The sequence below is a fragment of the Vibrio sp. genome, assembly GCF_047973365.1.
Taxonomy (GTDB): domain Bacteria; phylum Pseudomonadota; class Gammaproteobacteria; order Enterobacterales; family Vibrionaceae; genus Vibrio.
In genome coordinates this window covers 25,747-41,147 of sequence record NZ_JBKEBW010000060.1, presented here as the reverse complement: position 1 = coordinate 41,147, position 15,401 = coordinate 25,747, and the positions used below count along the sequence as shown (strand labels likewise).

The 15,401-nt window shown below is 44.2% G+C and carries 15 protein-coding genes and 1 pseudogene; 4 read left to right on the top strand and 12 right to left on the bottom strand.

Annotation, left to right across the window (positions count from 1 at the left end):
- Both ACK5MF_RS08795 and tal read right to left on the bottom strand, forming a co-directional pair.
- A pseudogene (locus ACK5MF_RS08795) lies at positions 1-290 on the bottom strand (transketolase); the annotation flags it as partial.
- 108 nt (positions 291-398) lie between these two features.
- Positions 399-1,349 (bottom strand): transaldolase, encoded by a 951-nt coding sequence (gene tal, locus ACK5MF_RS08790; protein ID WP_416921353.1) that lies wholly within the window; start codon positions 1,347-1,349, stop codon positions 399-401.
- A 537-nt stretch (positions 1,350-1,886) separates the two neighbouring features.
- Between tal and ACK5MF_RS08785 the strand changes: the two genes are divergently transcribed.
- Positions 1,887-2,879: a sugar-binding transcriptional regulator gene (locus ACK5MF_RS08785; protein WP_416921351.1), complete on the top strand. Its 993-nt coding sequence runs from the start codon at positions 1,887-1,889 to the stop codon at positions 2,877-2,879.
- Between the two features lie 56 nt (positions 2,880-2,935).
- Here the strand turns inward: ACK5MF_RS08785 and ACK5MF_RS08780 are convergent, their stop codons facing one another.
- The 4 genes from ACK5MF_RS08780 to moeA form a co-directional block, all read right to left on the bottom strand.
- Entirely contained in the window at positions 2,936-3,187 is a 252-nt protein-coding gene (locus ACK5MF_RS08780) for a DUF2999 family protein (protein ID WP_416921349.1), read from the bottom strand.
- Between the two features lie 111 nt (positions 3,188-3,298).
- On the bottom strand, positions 3,299-4,144 hold the full coding sequence (locus ACK5MF_RS08775) for a sulfurtransferase (RefSeq protein ID WP_416921347.1): 846 nt from the start codon (positions 4,142-4,144) through the stop codon (positions 3,299-3,301).
- Positions 4,145-4,179: 35 nt separating this feature from the next.
- Complete coding sequence (gene moeB, locus ACK5MF_RS08770; RefSeq protein WP_416921345.1) at positions 4,180-4,932, bottom strand: molybdopterin-synthase adenylyltransferase MoeB; 753 nt, start codon at positions 4,930-4,932, stop codon at positions 4,180-4,182.
- Positions 4,933-4,940: 8 nt separating this feature from the next.
- Positions 4,941-6,176: a molybdopterin molybdotransferase MoeA gene (moeA, locus tag ACK5MF_RS08765; RefSeq protein WP_416921343.1), complete on the bottom strand. Its 1,236-nt coding sequence runs from the start codon at positions 6,174-6,176 to the stop codon at positions 4,941-4,943.
- A gap of 219 nt (positions 6,177-6,395) precedes the next feature.
- Between moeA and folE the strand changes: the two genes are divergently transcribed.
- Positions 6,396-7,052: a GTP cyclohydrolase I FolE gene (folE, locus tag ACK5MF_RS08760; protein WP_416921342.1), complete on the top strand. Its 657-nt coding sequence runs from the start codon at positions 6,396-6,398 to the stop codon at positions 7,050-7,052.
- 98 nt (positions 7,053-7,150) lie between these two features.
- Here folE and eutC read toward each other — a convergent pair whose 3' ends face one another.
- The 5 genes from eutC to ACK5MF_RS08735 all read right to left on the bottom strand — a co-directional run bounded on the left by eutC (position 7,151) and on the right by ACK5MF_RS08735 (position 12,689).
- Positions 7,151-7,996, bottom strand: a complete 846-nt coding sequence (eutC, locus tag ACK5MF_RS08755; RefSeq protein ID WP_416921340.1) for an ethanolamine ammonia-lyase subunit EutC — start codon at positions 7,994-7,996, stop codon at positions 7,151-7,153.
- Positions 7,993-9,396, bottom strand: a complete 1,404-nt coding sequence (locus tag ACK5MF_RS08750; protein ID WP_416921338.1) for an ethanolamine ammonia-lyase subunit EutB — start codon at positions 9,394-9,396, stop codon at positions 7,993-7,995. The genes eutC and ACK5MF_RS08750 overlap by 4 nt, the downstream gene beginning before the upstream one ends.
- Positions 9,397-9,728: 332 nt before the next feature.
- The gene (locus ACK5MF_RS08745; RefSeq protein WP_416921336.1) at positions 9,729-11,477 is read right to left on the bottom strand and encodes a formate--tetrahydrofolate ligase; all 1,749 of its coding nucleotides are present in this window, start codon (positions 11,475-11,477) and stop codon (positions 9,729-9,731) included.
- A gap of 329 nt (positions 11,478-11,806) precedes the next feature.
- Positions 11,807-12,457 carry an isoprenoid biosynthesis glyoxalase ElbB gene (gene elbB / locus ACK5MF_RS08740; RefSeq protein WP_416921334.1) on the bottom strand — a complete coding sequence of 217 codons (651 nt, stop codon included), beginning with the start codon at positions 12,455-12,457 and terminating at the stop codon, positions 11,807-11,809.
- Positions 12,458-12,461: 4 nt separating this feature from the next.
- Positions 12,462-12,689 (bottom strand): hypothetical protein, encoded by a 228-nt coding sequence (locus tag ACK5MF_RS08735; RefSeq protein ID WP_416921332.1) that lies wholly within the window; start codon positions 12,687-12,689, stop codon positions 12,462-12,464.
- Positions 12,690-12,900: 211 nt separating this feature from the next.
- Between ACK5MF_RS08735 and yjjG the strand changes: the two genes are divergently transcribed.
- Both yjjG and phnR read left to right on the top strand, forming a co-directional pair.
- Positions 12,901-13,575: a pyrimidine 5'-nucleotidase gene (gene yjjG / locus ACK5MF_RS08730; RefSeq protein ID WP_416921330.1), complete on the top strand. Its 675-nt coding sequence runs from the start codon at positions 12,901-12,903 to the stop codon at positions 13,573-13,575.
- A gap of 52 nt (positions 13,576-13,627) precedes the next feature.
- Positions 13,628-14,332 (top strand): phosphonate utilization transcriptional regulator PhnR, encoded by a 705-nt coding sequence (gene phnR, locus ACK5MF_RS08725; RefSeq protein ID WP_416921329.1) that lies wholly within the window; start codon positions 13,628-13,630, stop codon positions 14,330-14,332.
- Between the two features lie 89 nt (positions 14,333-14,421).
- Here the strand turns inward: phnR and ACK5MF_RS08720 are convergent, their stop codons facing one another.
- Positions 14,422-15,210, bottom strand: a complete 789-nt coding sequence (locus tag ACK5MF_RS08720) for a siderophore-interacting protein (protein ID WP_416921327.1) — start codon at positions 15,208-15,210, stop codon at positions 14,422-14,424.
- Between the last annotated feature and the right edge of the window lie 191 nt (positions 15,211-15,401).

The window sequence follows — 15,401 nt, the reverse complement described above, 5'->3', positions numbered from 1 at the left end:
GGCGTTTTTGAGTGAAGCTGACGGAAGTTCTTTAAATCTTCCATTGATAGCTCGTAACCGGAAAGGTGCAGCAGTGAGTAAATCAGCATCGAACCATGACCGTTAGACAGAATAAAACGGTCGCGGTCAGCCCAATTCGGGTTTTGTGGGTTGTGGTTTAGGTGTGAACGCCAAAGTACTTCAGCGATATCCGCCATACCCATTGGGGCACCCGGGTGGCCAGAGTTAGCTTTTTGAACACCGTCCATGCTCAGAGCACGGATTGCATTAGCCAATTGTTTGCGATTCATAGTCGTTACTCAGTTAAGTTTTAGTATTACTGCGAGCAGAGCGAACTCAGCTCAATTTGAAACAAGTACAAAAAAGAGAAGCGAGTTAACCTCGCTTCTCTTTTTTGATTAAAGCTTAGCTTCGATCATCGCCTCAAGTTTGCCCTGGTCGATAGCGAAATTGCGGATACCTTCTGCTAGCTTTTCTACAGCCATTGCATCCTGGTTATGATCCCATAGAAATTCAGAGTGAGTCATCGCTGCTGGACGTGCTTTGTTGCCTTTAGAGTCAATAAGTTTCGCTACAACTTCACCTTCTGCGGCTTCTAGTTCAGCAAGAAGTGATGGAGCGATAGTTAGACGGTCACAGCCCGCTAGCTCAAGGATTTCACCGATGTTACGGAAGCTAGCACCCATTACAACCGTTTTGTAGCCGTGCTCTTTGTAGTAGTTGTAAATGGTAGAAACAGAAAGAACGCCTGGGTCTTCTTGCGCTGCAAAATCACGACCTTCTTTCGCTTTGTACCAGTCCATGATACGGCCAACGAATGGAGAAATTAGGAATACGCCTGCTTCTGCACACGCGCGAGCTTGAGCAAATGAGAAGAGAAGAGTCAGGTTACAGTTGATGCCTTCTTTTTCTAGAACCTCAGCAGCACGGATACCTTGCCAAGTAGAAGCCAGTTTAATCAGGATACGATCATTAGAAATGCCAGCGTCGTTGTACATCTTAATAAGCTGACGAGCTTTAGCAATGCTGCCTTCAGTATCGTAAGAAAGACGAGCGTCAACTTCAGTTGAGATACGACCTGGGATGGTTTTTAGGATTTCTTTACCGATGTTCACTGCAAGCATGTCACAAGTATCTTGAACTTGTTGCGCTTTGTCGTTGCTTTGAGTTTTCGCGTATTCGATCGCTTGATCGATCAGTGGCGCGTACTCGGCAATTTGAGCCGCTTTAAGAATGAGAGAAGGGTTAGTTGTTGCGTCTTCTGGTTGGTATTTTTTGATTGCTTCAATTTCACCGGTGTCAGCTACAACGGTAGTCAGTTTACGAAGTTGCTCTAATTTATTGCTCATTTTCGATCGTCCTATTTCTCGTTTCTCGTTGGGCTTTGCCTGCCATTTAATATGCTTTCACTGAGTAGAAGAAGGTCACATAGCAAGGCTGTGGTGTGGCATTGCAAACAGGTTAAACAGGTTAAGAAAACATTGTAGCTACTTTAACGCTACATATAAGTTCAACAACGCTGTTCAATTCACATAAACATAATGTTTTTCATTATCCGAACATTTGCTGTGAGCATATGTTTGATCAATGAGTAAATGATGTATCCATATTTATCTTATCTGCGCTGAATGTCAATTGTGATTTCTTGTTTCTGGTGACCTAAATCAAGATTAATTTACTTATGTTCATTGGCATTAATGGATAAAACGATTGCGTACACCTTATGATACGTAACAAGTCTGCGCAATCTCTCAAATTCCTCGTGAGAATATGTAATTTAACTGAGCAAATGTTGCAAGTGAGAGTGGGTGTAACATATGCTATATCAATGAGCAGATGCTCACTCTCGATTATGATGAGCACAATTTCACAGATAAGAGTCGATGATGAACAATCCAACCCCAGAAATTTCTTTAGAAAATACTGATTTATTAACCGAAGTTTCGGTCGCTTATTATCAAGATGGAGCGACTCAGGAAGAGATTTCTAAGAAGTTCGCACTCTCTCGCGCCAAAGTCGGTCGTTTGCTCAAACAAGCACGAGATGAAGGTATTGTTGAAATCACAGTAAAATACCATCCGGTGTTCAGCGCCAAGATAGAGCAACGTTTAATTGAGCGCTTTGGTGTTAAGCGAGCACTTATCGCCTTGGATCAACCCAATGAAGAACAGCAGCGCCAGCAGGTAGCAGGGCTAGTCTCTCATTATTTAACTAACACACTAAAAAACGGTATGGTGGTTAGTGTTGGGCAGGGGCGTAACGTTTCTGCTGTTGCCCATCATGTAGGCGTAATTACACCTCGCGATTGTAAGTTTGTCTGTGGTATCGGTGGTATTCACCCTCGTGGTGGTATGTTCAATGCTGACCATATCTGTCGACAGCTCGCAAAAAAATACGGTGGTTCATCAGAAACCTTGTACGCACCCGCATACGCAGAGAACCGAGACCAAAAGTTGGCGTTCATGCAAAACGCGACCGTTAAGCAAACGCTCGATTTAGCACGTAAAGCCGATATGGCGCTGATTGGCATCGGCGATATGAGCGAGAACAGCTATATGGTCGATCTGGGTTGGTTTACCGCTGAAGAGGTCGTGCAATCTCGTTTGCAGCAAGGCGTAGTGGGGGATTTTGCCGGACATGACTTCTTCAATGTGCAGGGCGAAATTGCCAATACAGTGATGAACGATCGCGTCATCGGTTTGAGCATTGATGAATTTCGCTTGGTCTCAGAAGTGGTGGCGATAGCCGCCGAGAACAGTAAGCCTTTGGCACTGTTGGGGGCTTTACGTACCGGCGCTATTGATGTGATTGCGACCAGTGTGAGCAATGCATTGACCGTTTTGAACCTTGATGAGCAAATGAGTGGTATTGTCGTTTAACGCTGTGTTGATAAAATACCGTCGCTCAAAACAGAGCGGCGGTATCTTGTATATTTCTATTGTTGCAGCTTCGCTTTCGCTTCTTCTACTTTGGAAAAATCCAAACCGAGTTCTTCAACCGCTTCTTTAATCAATGTCGGATTTTGCATTACTTGCCCCATCAAAAGTTGAAGTTGCTCTTGAGGTAAACCGAGTTGGCCGACAATCGCCATTGCTGCAAGCGGGTTTTGAGTCAATGCTTGGAATAGCTGTTGGATTTTGTCGTTGTCTACATTGTTCTCTTTCAACAGAGCAATAATTGGGTTCATTTCATTACCTTTAAATAACTAACCATGAGGTTTCTTAAATCACCATTGGGCGCAGAGTATATCAATTGCTACCAATGTTTCATCTTTTAAGTTGAGCTTTAAGTTGTCCCGTTAACTGCCATTATTTGCTGTTTCAATCGGCAGTTCGGATGATGCTCCCCATTCTGTCCATGAACCATCATAAACAGAGAGGTTTTCGTAACCGCAGACCCATGCGGCCAATAACACAATGCATGCTGTTACTCCTGAGCCACAACTAAATAGGTATTCGTCTGCTTGTTTTGGAAGTGAACTATTCAAAATAGCTGATAGTTCATTGGTCGATTTTAGTTTATGTCCATCCATTAAATCTACAAATGGCAGGCAGCACGAATTTGGAATATGTCCGCTGCGCAATCCAACGCGAGGCTCTGCGACCTGAGAGAGGAAGCGAGCACGTGAACGAGCATCTACCGTTAAGCTGGTTTCATCTTTGATTTTCGCTTTTACGTATTCGGCATCAACGAAAAAGTTTGCTTGCAAGACGCCGTTAAAGTCTCCTTTCTCAACATCAGTAAGATACTCTTGAGTGACGTTGTAATCATTTGCTTTCCATTCGGTTAATCCGCCATTGAGTATATATACCTGCGAATGACCAAAAGCTTTAAACATCCACCAAGCTCTAGGGGAGGCAAAAGTACCACTATTGTCATAAACAACGATGATGGAATCGTTATTGATTCCAATTGCTTGGGCTAAATGGTTGAAACGTTCTGCGCCTGGCATCATGTGTGGTAGTGGAGAGTCGATATCACAGAAGTCTTTGTCGTAATCGAATCGACGAGTGTTGGGAATTTTATTAACCCAATCTTTTTCAGACTCAGATGGGATCTGGAATTCAAGGCTGCTGTCTAGAATAACTAAACGAGGATCATCCAAACGCTCCGCAAGCCATTGCGGTGTAACTAGTGGTGACATTGATAAATCCTTTTTAATGTTTTTTGCCATAGTTGTTAATTTCCACAGGTCGGACAATGAGGTTGTTTCATCAACTTCATTTCACGCCATGACATGGTCATGGCATCGAGCATCAGAATTTTGCCTTGAATCGGCTTACCCAAACGTGCAATGACTTTAATGGCTTCCATTGCCTGAACTGCGCCAATAATGCCCACTACCGGTGCCATCACCCCCGCCTCTACACAAGAAAGTGCATTACTGCCGAACAGCGCACTTAAACACTGATAGCAAGGCTCGTTTTTATCCTGATAAGTAAACACGCTTACTTGTCCTTCCATGCGAATGGCGGCACCTGACACCAACGGGGTTTTAGATTGGTAGCACAGGCGATTAAGCTGATTTCGAGTATCAACGTTATCGCTGGCATCCAGAACTAAATCATGGGATTGAATCAGGCTTAGCAGTGCTTCATCATCCAGCCTTTTGGCGATAGTGATGATATTCAGTTCAGGACTGAGTTCCTGTAACGCTTGAGCGGCGGAATCTACTTTGAGTTTGCCAATGTCGGCGTCATGGTGGAGTACCTGACGCTGCAGATTAGAAAGCTCAACTGTGTCGTCATCAATCAAAGTGAGCTTGCCGATGCCAGCCGTTGCGAGGTATTGGCTCGATGCACACCCTAAACCGCCTGCACCCAAAAGCAAAATGGATGATTGTTTCAGGGCTTCTTGCCCTTCAAAATCAAACGCTTTAAGAATGATCTGACGGTTGTAACGCAGCATTTCTGCATCGCTGAGGATTTCCATACTCGAACCTAATATAACGTTGAGTTAAACAGTTGAATGCTAACAGTTTCACCGACTTCTACGCTGCCGCGTTCACGCTCAAGAACCACAAAACAGTTAGCTAAGCTCATAGAGCGAAACGCACCGGAGCTTTGATTGCCGGTGGTTTCAACAACGAACTGACCGTTTTCGATTGAGTAAATACCACGTTGATAATCGGTTCTGCCCGGTGCTTTTTTAAAGGCGGTACGAGTAATCGCAGGAATTGACTCCGGCGCTTTCCACTGCGTGTTTCCAGCAAGCTTAGCGACCATCGGCTGAACCAGTACATACATGGTCAACACCGCTGAGACAGGGTTACCCGGAAGACCACAGAACCAAGCATTGCCAAGAGAACCAAAAGCAAAAGGTTTACCCGGTTTTATCGCCAGTTTCCAAAAGCCAATTTGACCCACTTCATCAAGAATATCTTTAGTGAAATCGGCTTCACCAACGCTGACGCCACCAGAGGTAACAACTACATCCGCGAGACTTTGTGCTTTTTCAAACGTCTCTTTCAGGGTTTTAGGACAGTCAGGGATGATGCCCAAATCAATAGCTTCACAGCCAAAATTGATGATTAAAGGCTTAATACCGTAACGGTTACTGTCGTAGATTTCGCCGGCTTTTAGCGATGTTCCTAATGGCTTCAACTCATCACCAGTTGAGAAGAAAGCAATTTTCGGCTTTCTAAAAACCGTTACGTGACTGACACCCAAAGTAGCAATCATCGGAATATCGCGAGCGGTCAGGCGATAACCTTTTGTCAGAACGATGTCACCTTGATGAATATCATCACCGACAGGTCGAATATTGCTGTTCGGTTTTACCTGGGTCTGGCAGAAAACCACACCTTGTTCGGTGATAGTCGCTTGCTCTTGCATGATCACTGCATCGCAACCATGAGGAATTTGCGCGCCTGTCATAATACGTACGCAAGTCATAGGTGCCCATTGACCTTCAAAAGGCTGACCGGCGAAAGATTTTCCCGCAACAGGTAGAGGTTGGTTTTGTGCTAATTCGTTAATTCTAACCGCGTATCCATCCATGGCAGAGTTATCAAAGGGTGGAACGTTGATGGGGGATAGAATGTCTTCGGCAAGGACAAAGCCGATGGCTTCTGCGAGTGGGAGTTGAAGTGTTGATTGGATTGGTTTAATGCCAGACAGCATTTTTTCTAAAGCTTCTTCAAGAGGCATTAAGCCCGGAGCATCACAGCAGCCCATTCTTTATTCCTATTGTCTTTTTTATTTGCGGATACTCTAACATAGTAGAGCTATTTGCCTATGGCCTTTTTTAGGGCTTATGCTCTTTTTCAGGATGGCTGCATAAGGCGTTTTGACCGATAGGGGCAAGATTTCCCTTTGTAAAATAGGGGTGTAATTATGTAAAAATCCGAGTATCCTTGTCAGCCATCCGAAAGGGGTAAAGTAAGAGGAATGTGAATGTCATCAGGTCTTAGCGAATCAGCAAAGTTAGTAAAAGATGCGCTAGAGCGCCGTGGTTTGGAAACGCCAATGCAATCAAACACGGTGAGTCGTGAAGAGAAAAAGGAAAAGATTGAGAGTCACATGCGTGAAATCCTCAATTTACTTGGTCTTGATCTGACCGATGATAGCCTTGAAGAAACGCCGCATCGGATTGCAAAAATGTATGTGGATGAGATTTTCTCTGGACTGGATTACAGCAATTTTCCAAAAATCACTGTGATTGAAAACAAGATGAAAGTCAGTGAAATGGTGAAAGTGAAAGACATCACTGTAACTAGCACTTGTGAGCATCACTTAGTCACCATCGATGGAAAAGCCGCAGTTGCTTATATCCCTCGCGGCAAAATCATTGGTCTGTCAAAAATCAACCGTATAGTTCGCTTCTTTGCTCAGCGTCCTCAAGTTCAAGAGCGTATGACCCAGCAAATTCTGGTTGCCTTGCAAGCTCTACTAGAGTCAGACGATGTGGCGGTTACTATCGACGCTACGCACTACTGCGTGAAATCCCGTGGTGTGATGGATGCGACCAGCGTAACGACAACAACGGCATTGGGGGGTATTTTCAAATCAAACCCAGCAACGCGCGCTGAATTTCTTCACGGTTTGCGTTAATCTCTTTTCATATTGTCTTTCCGTTTTTAAACGAACGATTCACGATGAAAGCGTCAATATAAAATCTTATGTGGTTTCCTATTGACGCTTTTTTGTAACTAGAACTCGGTCAAGGAAAATGTTGCTCCTCGTGCTTTTTGTTCAAGCAAGGAGTCGTCAGAGCGATCTTTCAATCCCACGCCGGTCAATTTGAGTTGACGAGATTCCGACAACAAATAAAAACATTTATGGGCTGCCGCTTGATATGGCAAACCTTCAGGGCGGACATTTGAAATGCAGTTCCTCAGTGAATCTTCTTTTCCGCGGTGTGGATTCCATGTCAGATAGAGTCCTAAGCTGTCCGGTGAACTGAGTCCAGGTCTTTCACCGACCAGCACCAATACTTCTTTGGCATTGATCGATTCACCAACATCGTCACCTACAGCGACTCGTCCTTGGTGAACGATGCATAAAGGCGCGATATTCCATTCGTGTTTGTTATCCTGAGTCAGGAGCGGGATCAAGGCATCCAAGAATGATGCAGCGTGGTGGTTTATAGCATAGGATGACAGACCATCAGCAATCACAATCGCTAAGTCGTAAGGTGCTGGTGTTTGGTCACTGTGTTTTTTGAGCGTATCAATGGATACTTCATCCAACTTACGACCTAAATCAGGTCTTTGCAAATACGTCAGCCTGTCAGCGGCTTGGCTATGCAAAGAGAAAGTTGGTAAGTATTTTGATAATGGAGTTTTAGCACTCAGATCTGCAATTAGTCTTTTTTCGTCGAGCGGAACATGCACGGCATCGATCGCTTGTGCGTGTGAAAGCTGAAAACGCAGCAACTCTTCTGTTGGGATACTCGTTCCGACACGTCCAATACCAATACGGGCTTGGGTGAATTGGCGGAGTTTATTCCATGGATCTTGATGTACCAGTTGATTCAGTTCGACGACATTACTCATCGCGACTCCTTAACTAAACCTAGTGGTGTTTGGAAATGTGGAGAAAGCCTGTTTGCTAACTGTGACTGATTATCTTGACTGAAAATCTCCATACGTTTTAACCAATTTTCAAATTCTGGCGCGGGTTTCAAACCCAGCACTTGACGCGCATACAAAGCATCATGGAAAGAGGTGGTTTGATAGTTCAGCATAATGTCATCAGAACCCGGAATGCCCATGATGAACGAGCATTCTGCCACTCCGAGCAGTGTCAGTAGGTTATCCATGTCATTTTGATCTGCGTAGGCGTGGTTGGTGTAGCAAATATCACAGCCCATCGGTAATCCCAGCAGCTTGCCGCAGAAGTGATCTTCAAGTCCTGCCCGAGTGATCTGTTTTCCATCAAACAGGTATTCAGGACCAATAAATCCCACCACAGTGTTCACCAGCAACGGCTTAAATTTGCGGGCGAGGGCGTAGGCGCGGACTTCACAGGTCTGTTGATCGACACTGTGATGGCCATTGGCAGAGAGCGCGCTGCCTTGACCGGTTTCAAAATACATGACGTTATTGCCGACCGTGCCACGTTTCAGACTCAACGCTGCGTCGTAGGCTTCTGCAAGCACATTGATATTGACGCCGAAACCTTGGTTGGTGGCTTCTGTACCACCGATTGACTGAAAAACTAAGTCTACGGGTGCACCTTGCTCGATACATTCAATGGTGTTGGTCACATGGGTTAGCACACAGCTTTGGGTTGGAATATCGTAGTGTTGGATGACTTCATCCATGAGCTTCATTAGCTTTGTGGCTTGGCTAACACTGTCTGTGGCTGGGTTGATACCAATAACGGCATCACCATTACCGTACATTAAACCATCGAACATTGATGCCGCTATGCCGCTGACATCATCGGTTGGGTGGTTCGGTTGTAAACGAGTAGAAAGACGGCCCGGTAAGCCAACAGTGTTACGAAATGCCGTGATTACTTGGCATTTTTTTGCAACCAGTATGAGGTCTTGGTTGCGCATTATTTTGCTAACAGCCGCTGCCATTTCTGGCGTGATGCCTTTACTGACACGAGAAATCTCTACCGAGGTTGTCGATTCCTGCAACAGCCAGTTTCGAAAATCACCAACGGTGAGATGAGCGATTTCCAGAAATGCCTGTGCATCGTGTTCATCAATAATAAGCCGCGTGATCTCGTCTTGTTCATACGGTATCAGTAAGTCTTGCAGGAAGGTTTTCAAGGGCAAGTCGGCTAACACCATTTGTGCAATTACCCTTTCTTCCGCAGAGGAAGCCGCAACGCCTGCTAATTGATCGCCAGATCGCAGGGGAGATGCTTTTGCCATCACTTCTTTTAGTGATGCGAATTGGTAAGTTTGGCTACCTAATTGATATCGATAGTTTGAACCCATAAGACCTCTCAAACTGGGTGTGAACGCCGTATTTATGATGTTTGTGTTTTTATTTTTTTGATTTAATAAATCTCATAAGACATCAATGAGTTAAATCTCTAGCTAATTTCGTTCCGCATTTATTGATGTTGGTCGTTAACTTTAAAAACCAAATTAAAACAGAGTATTAGGGGTATTATTGTCAAAGTATTTGATATGACAGATGGTCAGGTTGCTGAATATTGGGGATTTTTCGCACCGAACTAGTGCAAAAACAGAGAATATTGGAGCATCGTCATATCAGTAAAGAAAAAGGCAGCCTTGAAATGCTGCCTTTTAAAATGGGAGAGAGCTTAACTCAAGCCGATAATATGGCCGTGTTCGTCGATGTCTAATGACATAAAGGCGGGCTTGTCTGGTAGGCCGGGCATGGTCATCACGTTGTCGCACAGCGCATACACAAAGCCAGCGCCAGCACAGAGTTTGAGTTCGCGAATCATCACTTCAAATCCGCTTGGTGCGCCTTTAATTGAAGAATTTGTGGTAATGGAGAGTGGCGTTTTTGCGAAACAGACGGACAGGTTTTCAAAGCCTTGTTCGCTCAATTGCTTTAATTGCATTTGAGCTTTATAACTCAGCATAAATGAACCTGCTCCATAGCCTTTGGTGACGACACTGGCAATTTTGGTCATCAGCGCATCTTCAGCTTGGTACAAAGGCTCAAACAAAGAGTTTTTTTCGCACTGTTTAATGACTTTTTCTGCAAGTTCTTTCGTGCCTTCACCACCTTTAACAAAACCCTCTGAAATCGACACTTCAACATCGTTAGGTAAAGCCTCGATAAGTTCAATAAGCTGCTGTAGCTCTTCGTTAGTATCTTGTGGGAAACGGTTAATCGCGACAACCACAGGAATGCCGTATTTGTTAACGTTGTTAATGTGCCACTTTAAGTTCTCAAAACCTGCGACTAAAGCATCTCGATCTGGTGCAAACAATGAGTCGGGGATAGCTTGACCCGGACGGAAATCGAATTGACCTGAGTTTGCTTTCAGACCGCGCAAGGTTGCCACGATAACAGCGCAATCGGGTGTTTTACCCGATGCTTTTGCTTTGATGTTACATGCCTTTTCAAAACCCATGTCAGAACCAAAACCGCCTTCTGTGACTGTGTATTCGGCTAAACGTGTCGCGATGTCATCGGCGATGATCGATGAATTACCATGAGCAATATTGGCAAAAGGTCCCGCGTGAATAAGGGTCGGAACGCCTTCTAAAGTCTGCATTAACGTTGGCTTAATTGCTTCTTTCATACTGACCGTCATTGCACCAGCGACTTGCAAATCCTCTGTAGTCACAGGGTTACCATCAAAACTGTAGCCAATCACAATTTTGCCGATACGTTGACGCAAATCTTTAAGATCAGAAGCCAAAGCTAGGATTGCCATTAGTTCAGACGCCGCAGAAATATCGAATCCATCGCTGCGCTCATAGCCGTTAATGGTTTTACCCGCTTCGTTCTGACCAACGGTCACCATTCGCAATGCGCGATCGTTATGGTCGACCACACGTTTCCAAACCACCTGATGTGGATCGATACGTAGCGCTTTTAGCCCGGTTCTGCGTTCAAAATCTTCGTAGTCGTTACGCTGTTCATGGTAGATACGTGCATCAATCGCAGCAGAAGCAAGGTTATGTGCTGCAGTAACTGCGTGAATGTCACCAGTTAAGTGCAAGTTTAGCTCTTCCATCGGCGCCACTTGAGAATAGCCACCACCGGCAGCTCCACCTTTTACACCAAATATTGGACCCATGGAAGGTTGGCGAATACAGGCGAATACGAATTGGTTTAATTTTGCTAATCCTTGCGCCAGACCGATAGTGGTCACGGTCTTGCCTTCACCAAGTGGGGTTGGAGTAATGGCTGTCACTAACACAAACTTACCAATAGGCTTTTCGTGTAAGCGTTCTAAGCATTTTAACGAGACTTTTGCTTTGTAATGTCCATGGCTTTCATATTCTTCAACCAATAATCCTGCTTTTTCAGCTACGGCATCAATGTGAGTCAATTGAGTAGAACGGCAAATGTCGATGTCTGATAGCATAAAATCCTCAGAAGGTGTTTGTGTGTAGTTGAGCAAACGTTTGCGTTGGCATGTTATCTAGAAATAAATCGATGTAAAGCATTTTTGTGAGAGGATTGTTCGATTGCAGTGATTTTCTAATTTATGCTGATTTGGGTCAAGTTGCGGATAATATTTACTCAACGATTTATTAGCTACTACATGGTGAAGGTTAGATCTTGGTGATAGATAAGAAATCGCCACGCCAATGAAAACACAAGGTGAGCTAACGATCATCTTGTGTTTTATTGTAAAGCGTCAGACTATTTATATCAGTGCTTTATTTCAATACTAACATAGGGCAGTTGTGACTAAGCCAACTGTATTAGTTTTTCAACCAAGCGTTCGATGCCCAATGCCGCTTGTGAAATACTCTCTGCCAACATATAGGCAGGTGTTGATAACACGTTATGTACGTGGTCGTATACAAAGTCATCAACAGGGCAGTTAATATGGTCACCACCCATGTGATTAAACGCGACAGCGGTATCTTTATCATTGCCGATCGTTCCCTGAACACCGTGCTCATATATCATTGGTATGATGGTTGGCGCGATACAGAGATAAGCGGCGGGTTTGCCTGCTTGAGCGAAGGCTTGACATGCCGAAGCCACATGAGCGTTGATGGTGCACTCGGTACCTTTAATTGCAAAATCGGTTAAGTTTTTTGCCGCACCGAAACCTCCAGGGATAAGCAGTGCGTCGTACTCGTCAGCCTTGAGTTTCTCTACATCATCAATTTTGCCACGAACAAGTCGAGCCGCTTCTACTAATACATTGCGTGTTTCTGTCATCTCTTCACCAGTCAGGTGATTGATCACATGTAACTGTTCGATATTTGGCGCAAAGCAGTGCCAGCTTGCGCCTTGCTTCTCAATGGCATGGAGTGCTAAGACAGCTTCATGAATTTCTGAGCCATCGAATACGCCACAGCCACTTAAAATCACGGCTACTTTTTTCATCGACTTATTCCTTGTGTTTCGCAGTGGTTTTTTTAGCCTTGCGACCTTTCTTCGCTTGCAATTGGTTATCGGTAGTTAAGTCTAGCTGAGGATCTGAGATTGGAGCGTTGCATAGATCACAGCTCGAATTTTGTTCGATTTCAGTTTCTGATCCAGATAGAGCGTCACTTTCTGGGTAATGTTTTACCACAAACGGTATCAGCATAACAGAAGAGGGCAAAAAGTGTTTCATAGCACATCCAGTTGATATTCAAGCAGTGATACTGGTTTTTATAGGTTGTAAGTGCTTGATGTTTATTGTGCTAAATCAGTAATTTTGTCTTTTTTTGTTTATGGATTCTTATTGTTGTTAAGCTAAGGCGAGAAATGACATGGGAGAGAAGCGTGTTTTGCGGACGGGATCTGTGCATAATGTGCATGTTTTAAGTTTTAGGATTATCGAGATGAAGTACGACTGGATTTTATTTGATGCTGACGAAACCTTGTTCCATTTTGATGCGTTAAAAGGGATGCAATTGATGTTTGAACGCAAAGGCGTGAATTTTACTGAACAAGACTTTCACCAATATCAGCAAGTAAATAAACCGCTTTGGGTCGATTATCAAAACGGCACCATCACAGCCGAAGAACTGAAGCACATCCGTTTTAAAGCTTGGGCAGAGAAGCTGGGAACTACTACAACTGAGCTAAACAGTGCTTTCTTGGAAGCGATGGCGGATATCTGCACTTTATTGCCGGGTGCAAAAGAGCTGATGGATGCACTAAATGGCAAAGCGAAGCTTGGCATTATTACTAATGGCTTTACTGAGCTTCAGGCAATTCGTTTAGAAAGAACGGGTATGACTCAGTACTTTGATCAAGTGGTGATTTCTGAACAAGTGGGTGTTGCTAAACCGGATGCAGGTATTTTCCTTCATGCGATGGAAAGAATGGGCAACCCGAGTAAAGACCGGGTATTGATGGTGGGTGATAACCCTCATTCCGATATTCTTGGTGGCTTAAACTTCGGTATTGAAACTTGTTGGTTGAATGCTCATCAACATGAACGTCCAGAAGGTATTAAGGCACATTATGAAGTGCAATCCTTGCATGAGTTGCGTAGTATTTTGTTAGCGTAACTTTCACCCTAAAATATCAGGTGTAAACATAGGATTAGATGTAAGGGATACTGTGCAATACGTGAAAATTAAAGATGCCATCGTCGAACAAATTGATGCTGGTATGTTATCTCCGAAGCAGAAGCTACCTTCGGAGCGAAAACTGGCTGAATCTTTTGATACGACACGAGTCACTTTGCGTGAAGCGTTATCTTTGCTTGAAGCTGAAGGGCGCGTGTTTCGTGAAGACCGGCGGGGCTGGTTTATTTCGCCAGCGCCTTTGCGCTATGACCCAACACAAAGTGTTAGCTTCAATAAGATGGCGAGTGCGCAAAACCGTATTGCAAACACTGAGCTGATTTCAGCGAAAGCGATGATAGCCAATAAGCAAGCAACCTCTCTGCTGGCTTTAAAGCCGTTCACTGATATCTATCGTGTTGACCGAGTTCGCTACCTCGATTCAAGACCTGTGGTGTTTGTCACTCACTATATTCGACCTGACCTTTTCCCAGATCTCTTGTCACACGATTTGTCACAATCGTTAACGGACATCTATAAAGAGCATTACGCGACCCAATACCAATCTGTGCGTTACCGTATATCGACAAGCTCATTGCTGAATGAAACCGCTCAAGCACTTCGAGCCACAGATGGCACCCCAACTATGGTTGTTGAAAGGATTAATTTAAACGCCAAAGGTGAGGCGATTTGTTGCGATATAGAATACTGGCGACACGATGCGATCAGTATTGAATCGGTAGCTTATTTTTCCAAATAACCAAAGCAGATCTCCAGATAATAAAGCAGCCTACAGTTTAGTTAGCAGGCCTTTTGGTCGATTTTTCTTTATCGGTATTTGAATGGCTATCAGTTTTGTGCTTCGGCGTCTTGTCGCTTAATCACTTTATGACCGTCTTCACTAACACCGTTTTTCCAGTAACTGCTGATATAGATGAAATCTCTGTCTATTTCTTTGTCGTTACGGAAGTATTGGCGTAGCGCTTTCATTGAGTCAAACTCACACGCACACCAAACAGCACATTGACCGTCAAGCCAAGCTTGTGCTTTAACCTGCGCAACAAGTTTGTCACCGTATTCCGCAATAGCCCAAATGACTTTTACACCTTCTGGCGCTTGAAGTGTTTGCACATCTTCATGTTCGTTTACTTCAATCACAGCGTAACCGCGTGACTTTTCGTTTAGGTTTGCAAGAGTCACTGCCAGAGCAGGCAGTGAAGTCATATCTGCTGCGAGAAAGACCCAATCTGAATTTGTATTAATCGATTGGCCTTGACCTGGCCCTGCAATCGAAATGGTATCGCCAGCTTTTGCATTTACTGACCAACGCGCTGCAAAACCCGAGGTCGGATCTTGAGTAATGTGGCGAACGAAATCCACCACAATGCTGTTGTTCTGTTCATCAAATTGACGAATCGTATAGGTGCGCATTAATGGTCTTGCACCTTCTTCTATATCCGCGATATGAGTTGAGCCTTCTGGTGAGAAAAGCAGTTTAATGTAATCGCCTTCGCTCTGTTTACCGAAGTGGGCAATCGCATCGCCTTGCAAGGTAATTCTTTGAATGCTGGGTGAAACTTGTTCGGTGTTGATCACCGTTAATGAATAAGCGCTTCTTTTATTTTGATTTTTCTGCATAGTAACTTCTTTCGTACTTGTAACAATATATTAATGATTTCGACGCTACTTTAGCCGCAAAAAATCAACCCTTCAATGATAATAGTTGTCATTTACGAAAATTTACATCCAGAGGTGGCGTATATTGGCAAAATAAAAAGCACAGCTTTGTGGATGAACCGTTTTGCGGATGAATTGATACCATCCTAGGT

What these genes read in the sequence shown, in the direction of transcription:
- ACK5MF_RS08750 (WP_416921338.1), bottom strand. Translation starts at nt 9,396, where the DNA reads ATGGGTTCAAACTATCGATATCAATTAGGTAGCCAAACTTACCAATTC.
- yjjG (WP_416921330.1), top strand. Translation starts at nt 12,901, where the DNA reads ATGAAGTACGACTGGATTTTATTTGATGCTGACGAAACCTTGTTCCAT.
- ACK5MF_RS08745 (WP_416921336.1), bottom strand. Translation starts at nt 11,477, where the DNA reads ATGCTATCAGACATCGACATTTGCCGTTCTACTCAATTGACTCACATT.
- ACK5MF_RS08735 (WP_416921332.1), bottom strand. Translation starts at nt 12,689, where the DNA reads ATGAAACACTTTTTGCCCTCTTCTGTTATGCTGATACCGTTTGTGGTA.
- elbB (WP_416921334.1), bottom strand. Translation starts at nt 12,457, where the DNA reads ATGAAAAAAGTAGCCGTGATTTTAAGTGGCTGTGGCGTATTCGATGGC.
- ACK5MF_RS08780 (WP_416921349.1), bottom strand. Translation starts at nt 3,187, where the DNA reads ATGAACCCAATTATTGCTCTGTTGAAAGAGAACAATGTAGACAACGAC.
- eutC (WP_416921340.1), bottom strand. Translation starts at nt 7,996, where the DNA reads ATGAGTAATGTCGTCGAACTGAATCAACTGGTACATCAAGATCCATGG.
- moeA (WP_416921343.1), bottom strand. Translation starts at nt 6,176, where the DNA reads ATGGGCTGCTGTGATGCTCCGGGCTTAATGCCTCTTGAAGAAGCTTTA.
- ACK5MF_RS08720 (WP_416921327.1), bottom strand. Translation starts at nt 15,210, where the DNA reads ATGCAGAAAAATCAAAATAAAAGAAGCGCTTATTCATTAACGGTGATC.
- folE (WP_416921342.1), top strand. Translation starts at nt 6,396, where the DNA reads ATGTCATCAGGTCTTAGCGAATCAGCAAAGTTAGTAAAAGATGCGCTA.
- tal (WP_416921353.1), bottom strand. Translation starts at nt 1,349, where the DNA reads ATGAGCAATAAATTAGAGCAACTTCGTAAACTGACTACCGTTGTAGCT.
- moeB (WP_416921345.1), bottom strand. Translation starts at nt 4,932, where the DNA reads ATGGAAATCCTCAGCGATGCAGAAATGCTGCGTTACAACCGTCAGATC.
- ACK5MF_RS08775 (WP_416921347.1), bottom strand. Translation starts at nt 4,144, where the DNA reads ATGTCACCACTAGTTACACCGCAATGGCTTGCGGAGCGTTTGGATGAT.
- ACK5MF_RS08785 (WP_416921351.1), top strand. Translation starts at nt 1,887, where the DNA reads ATGAACAATCCAACCCCAGAAATTTCTTTAGAAAATACTGATTTATTA.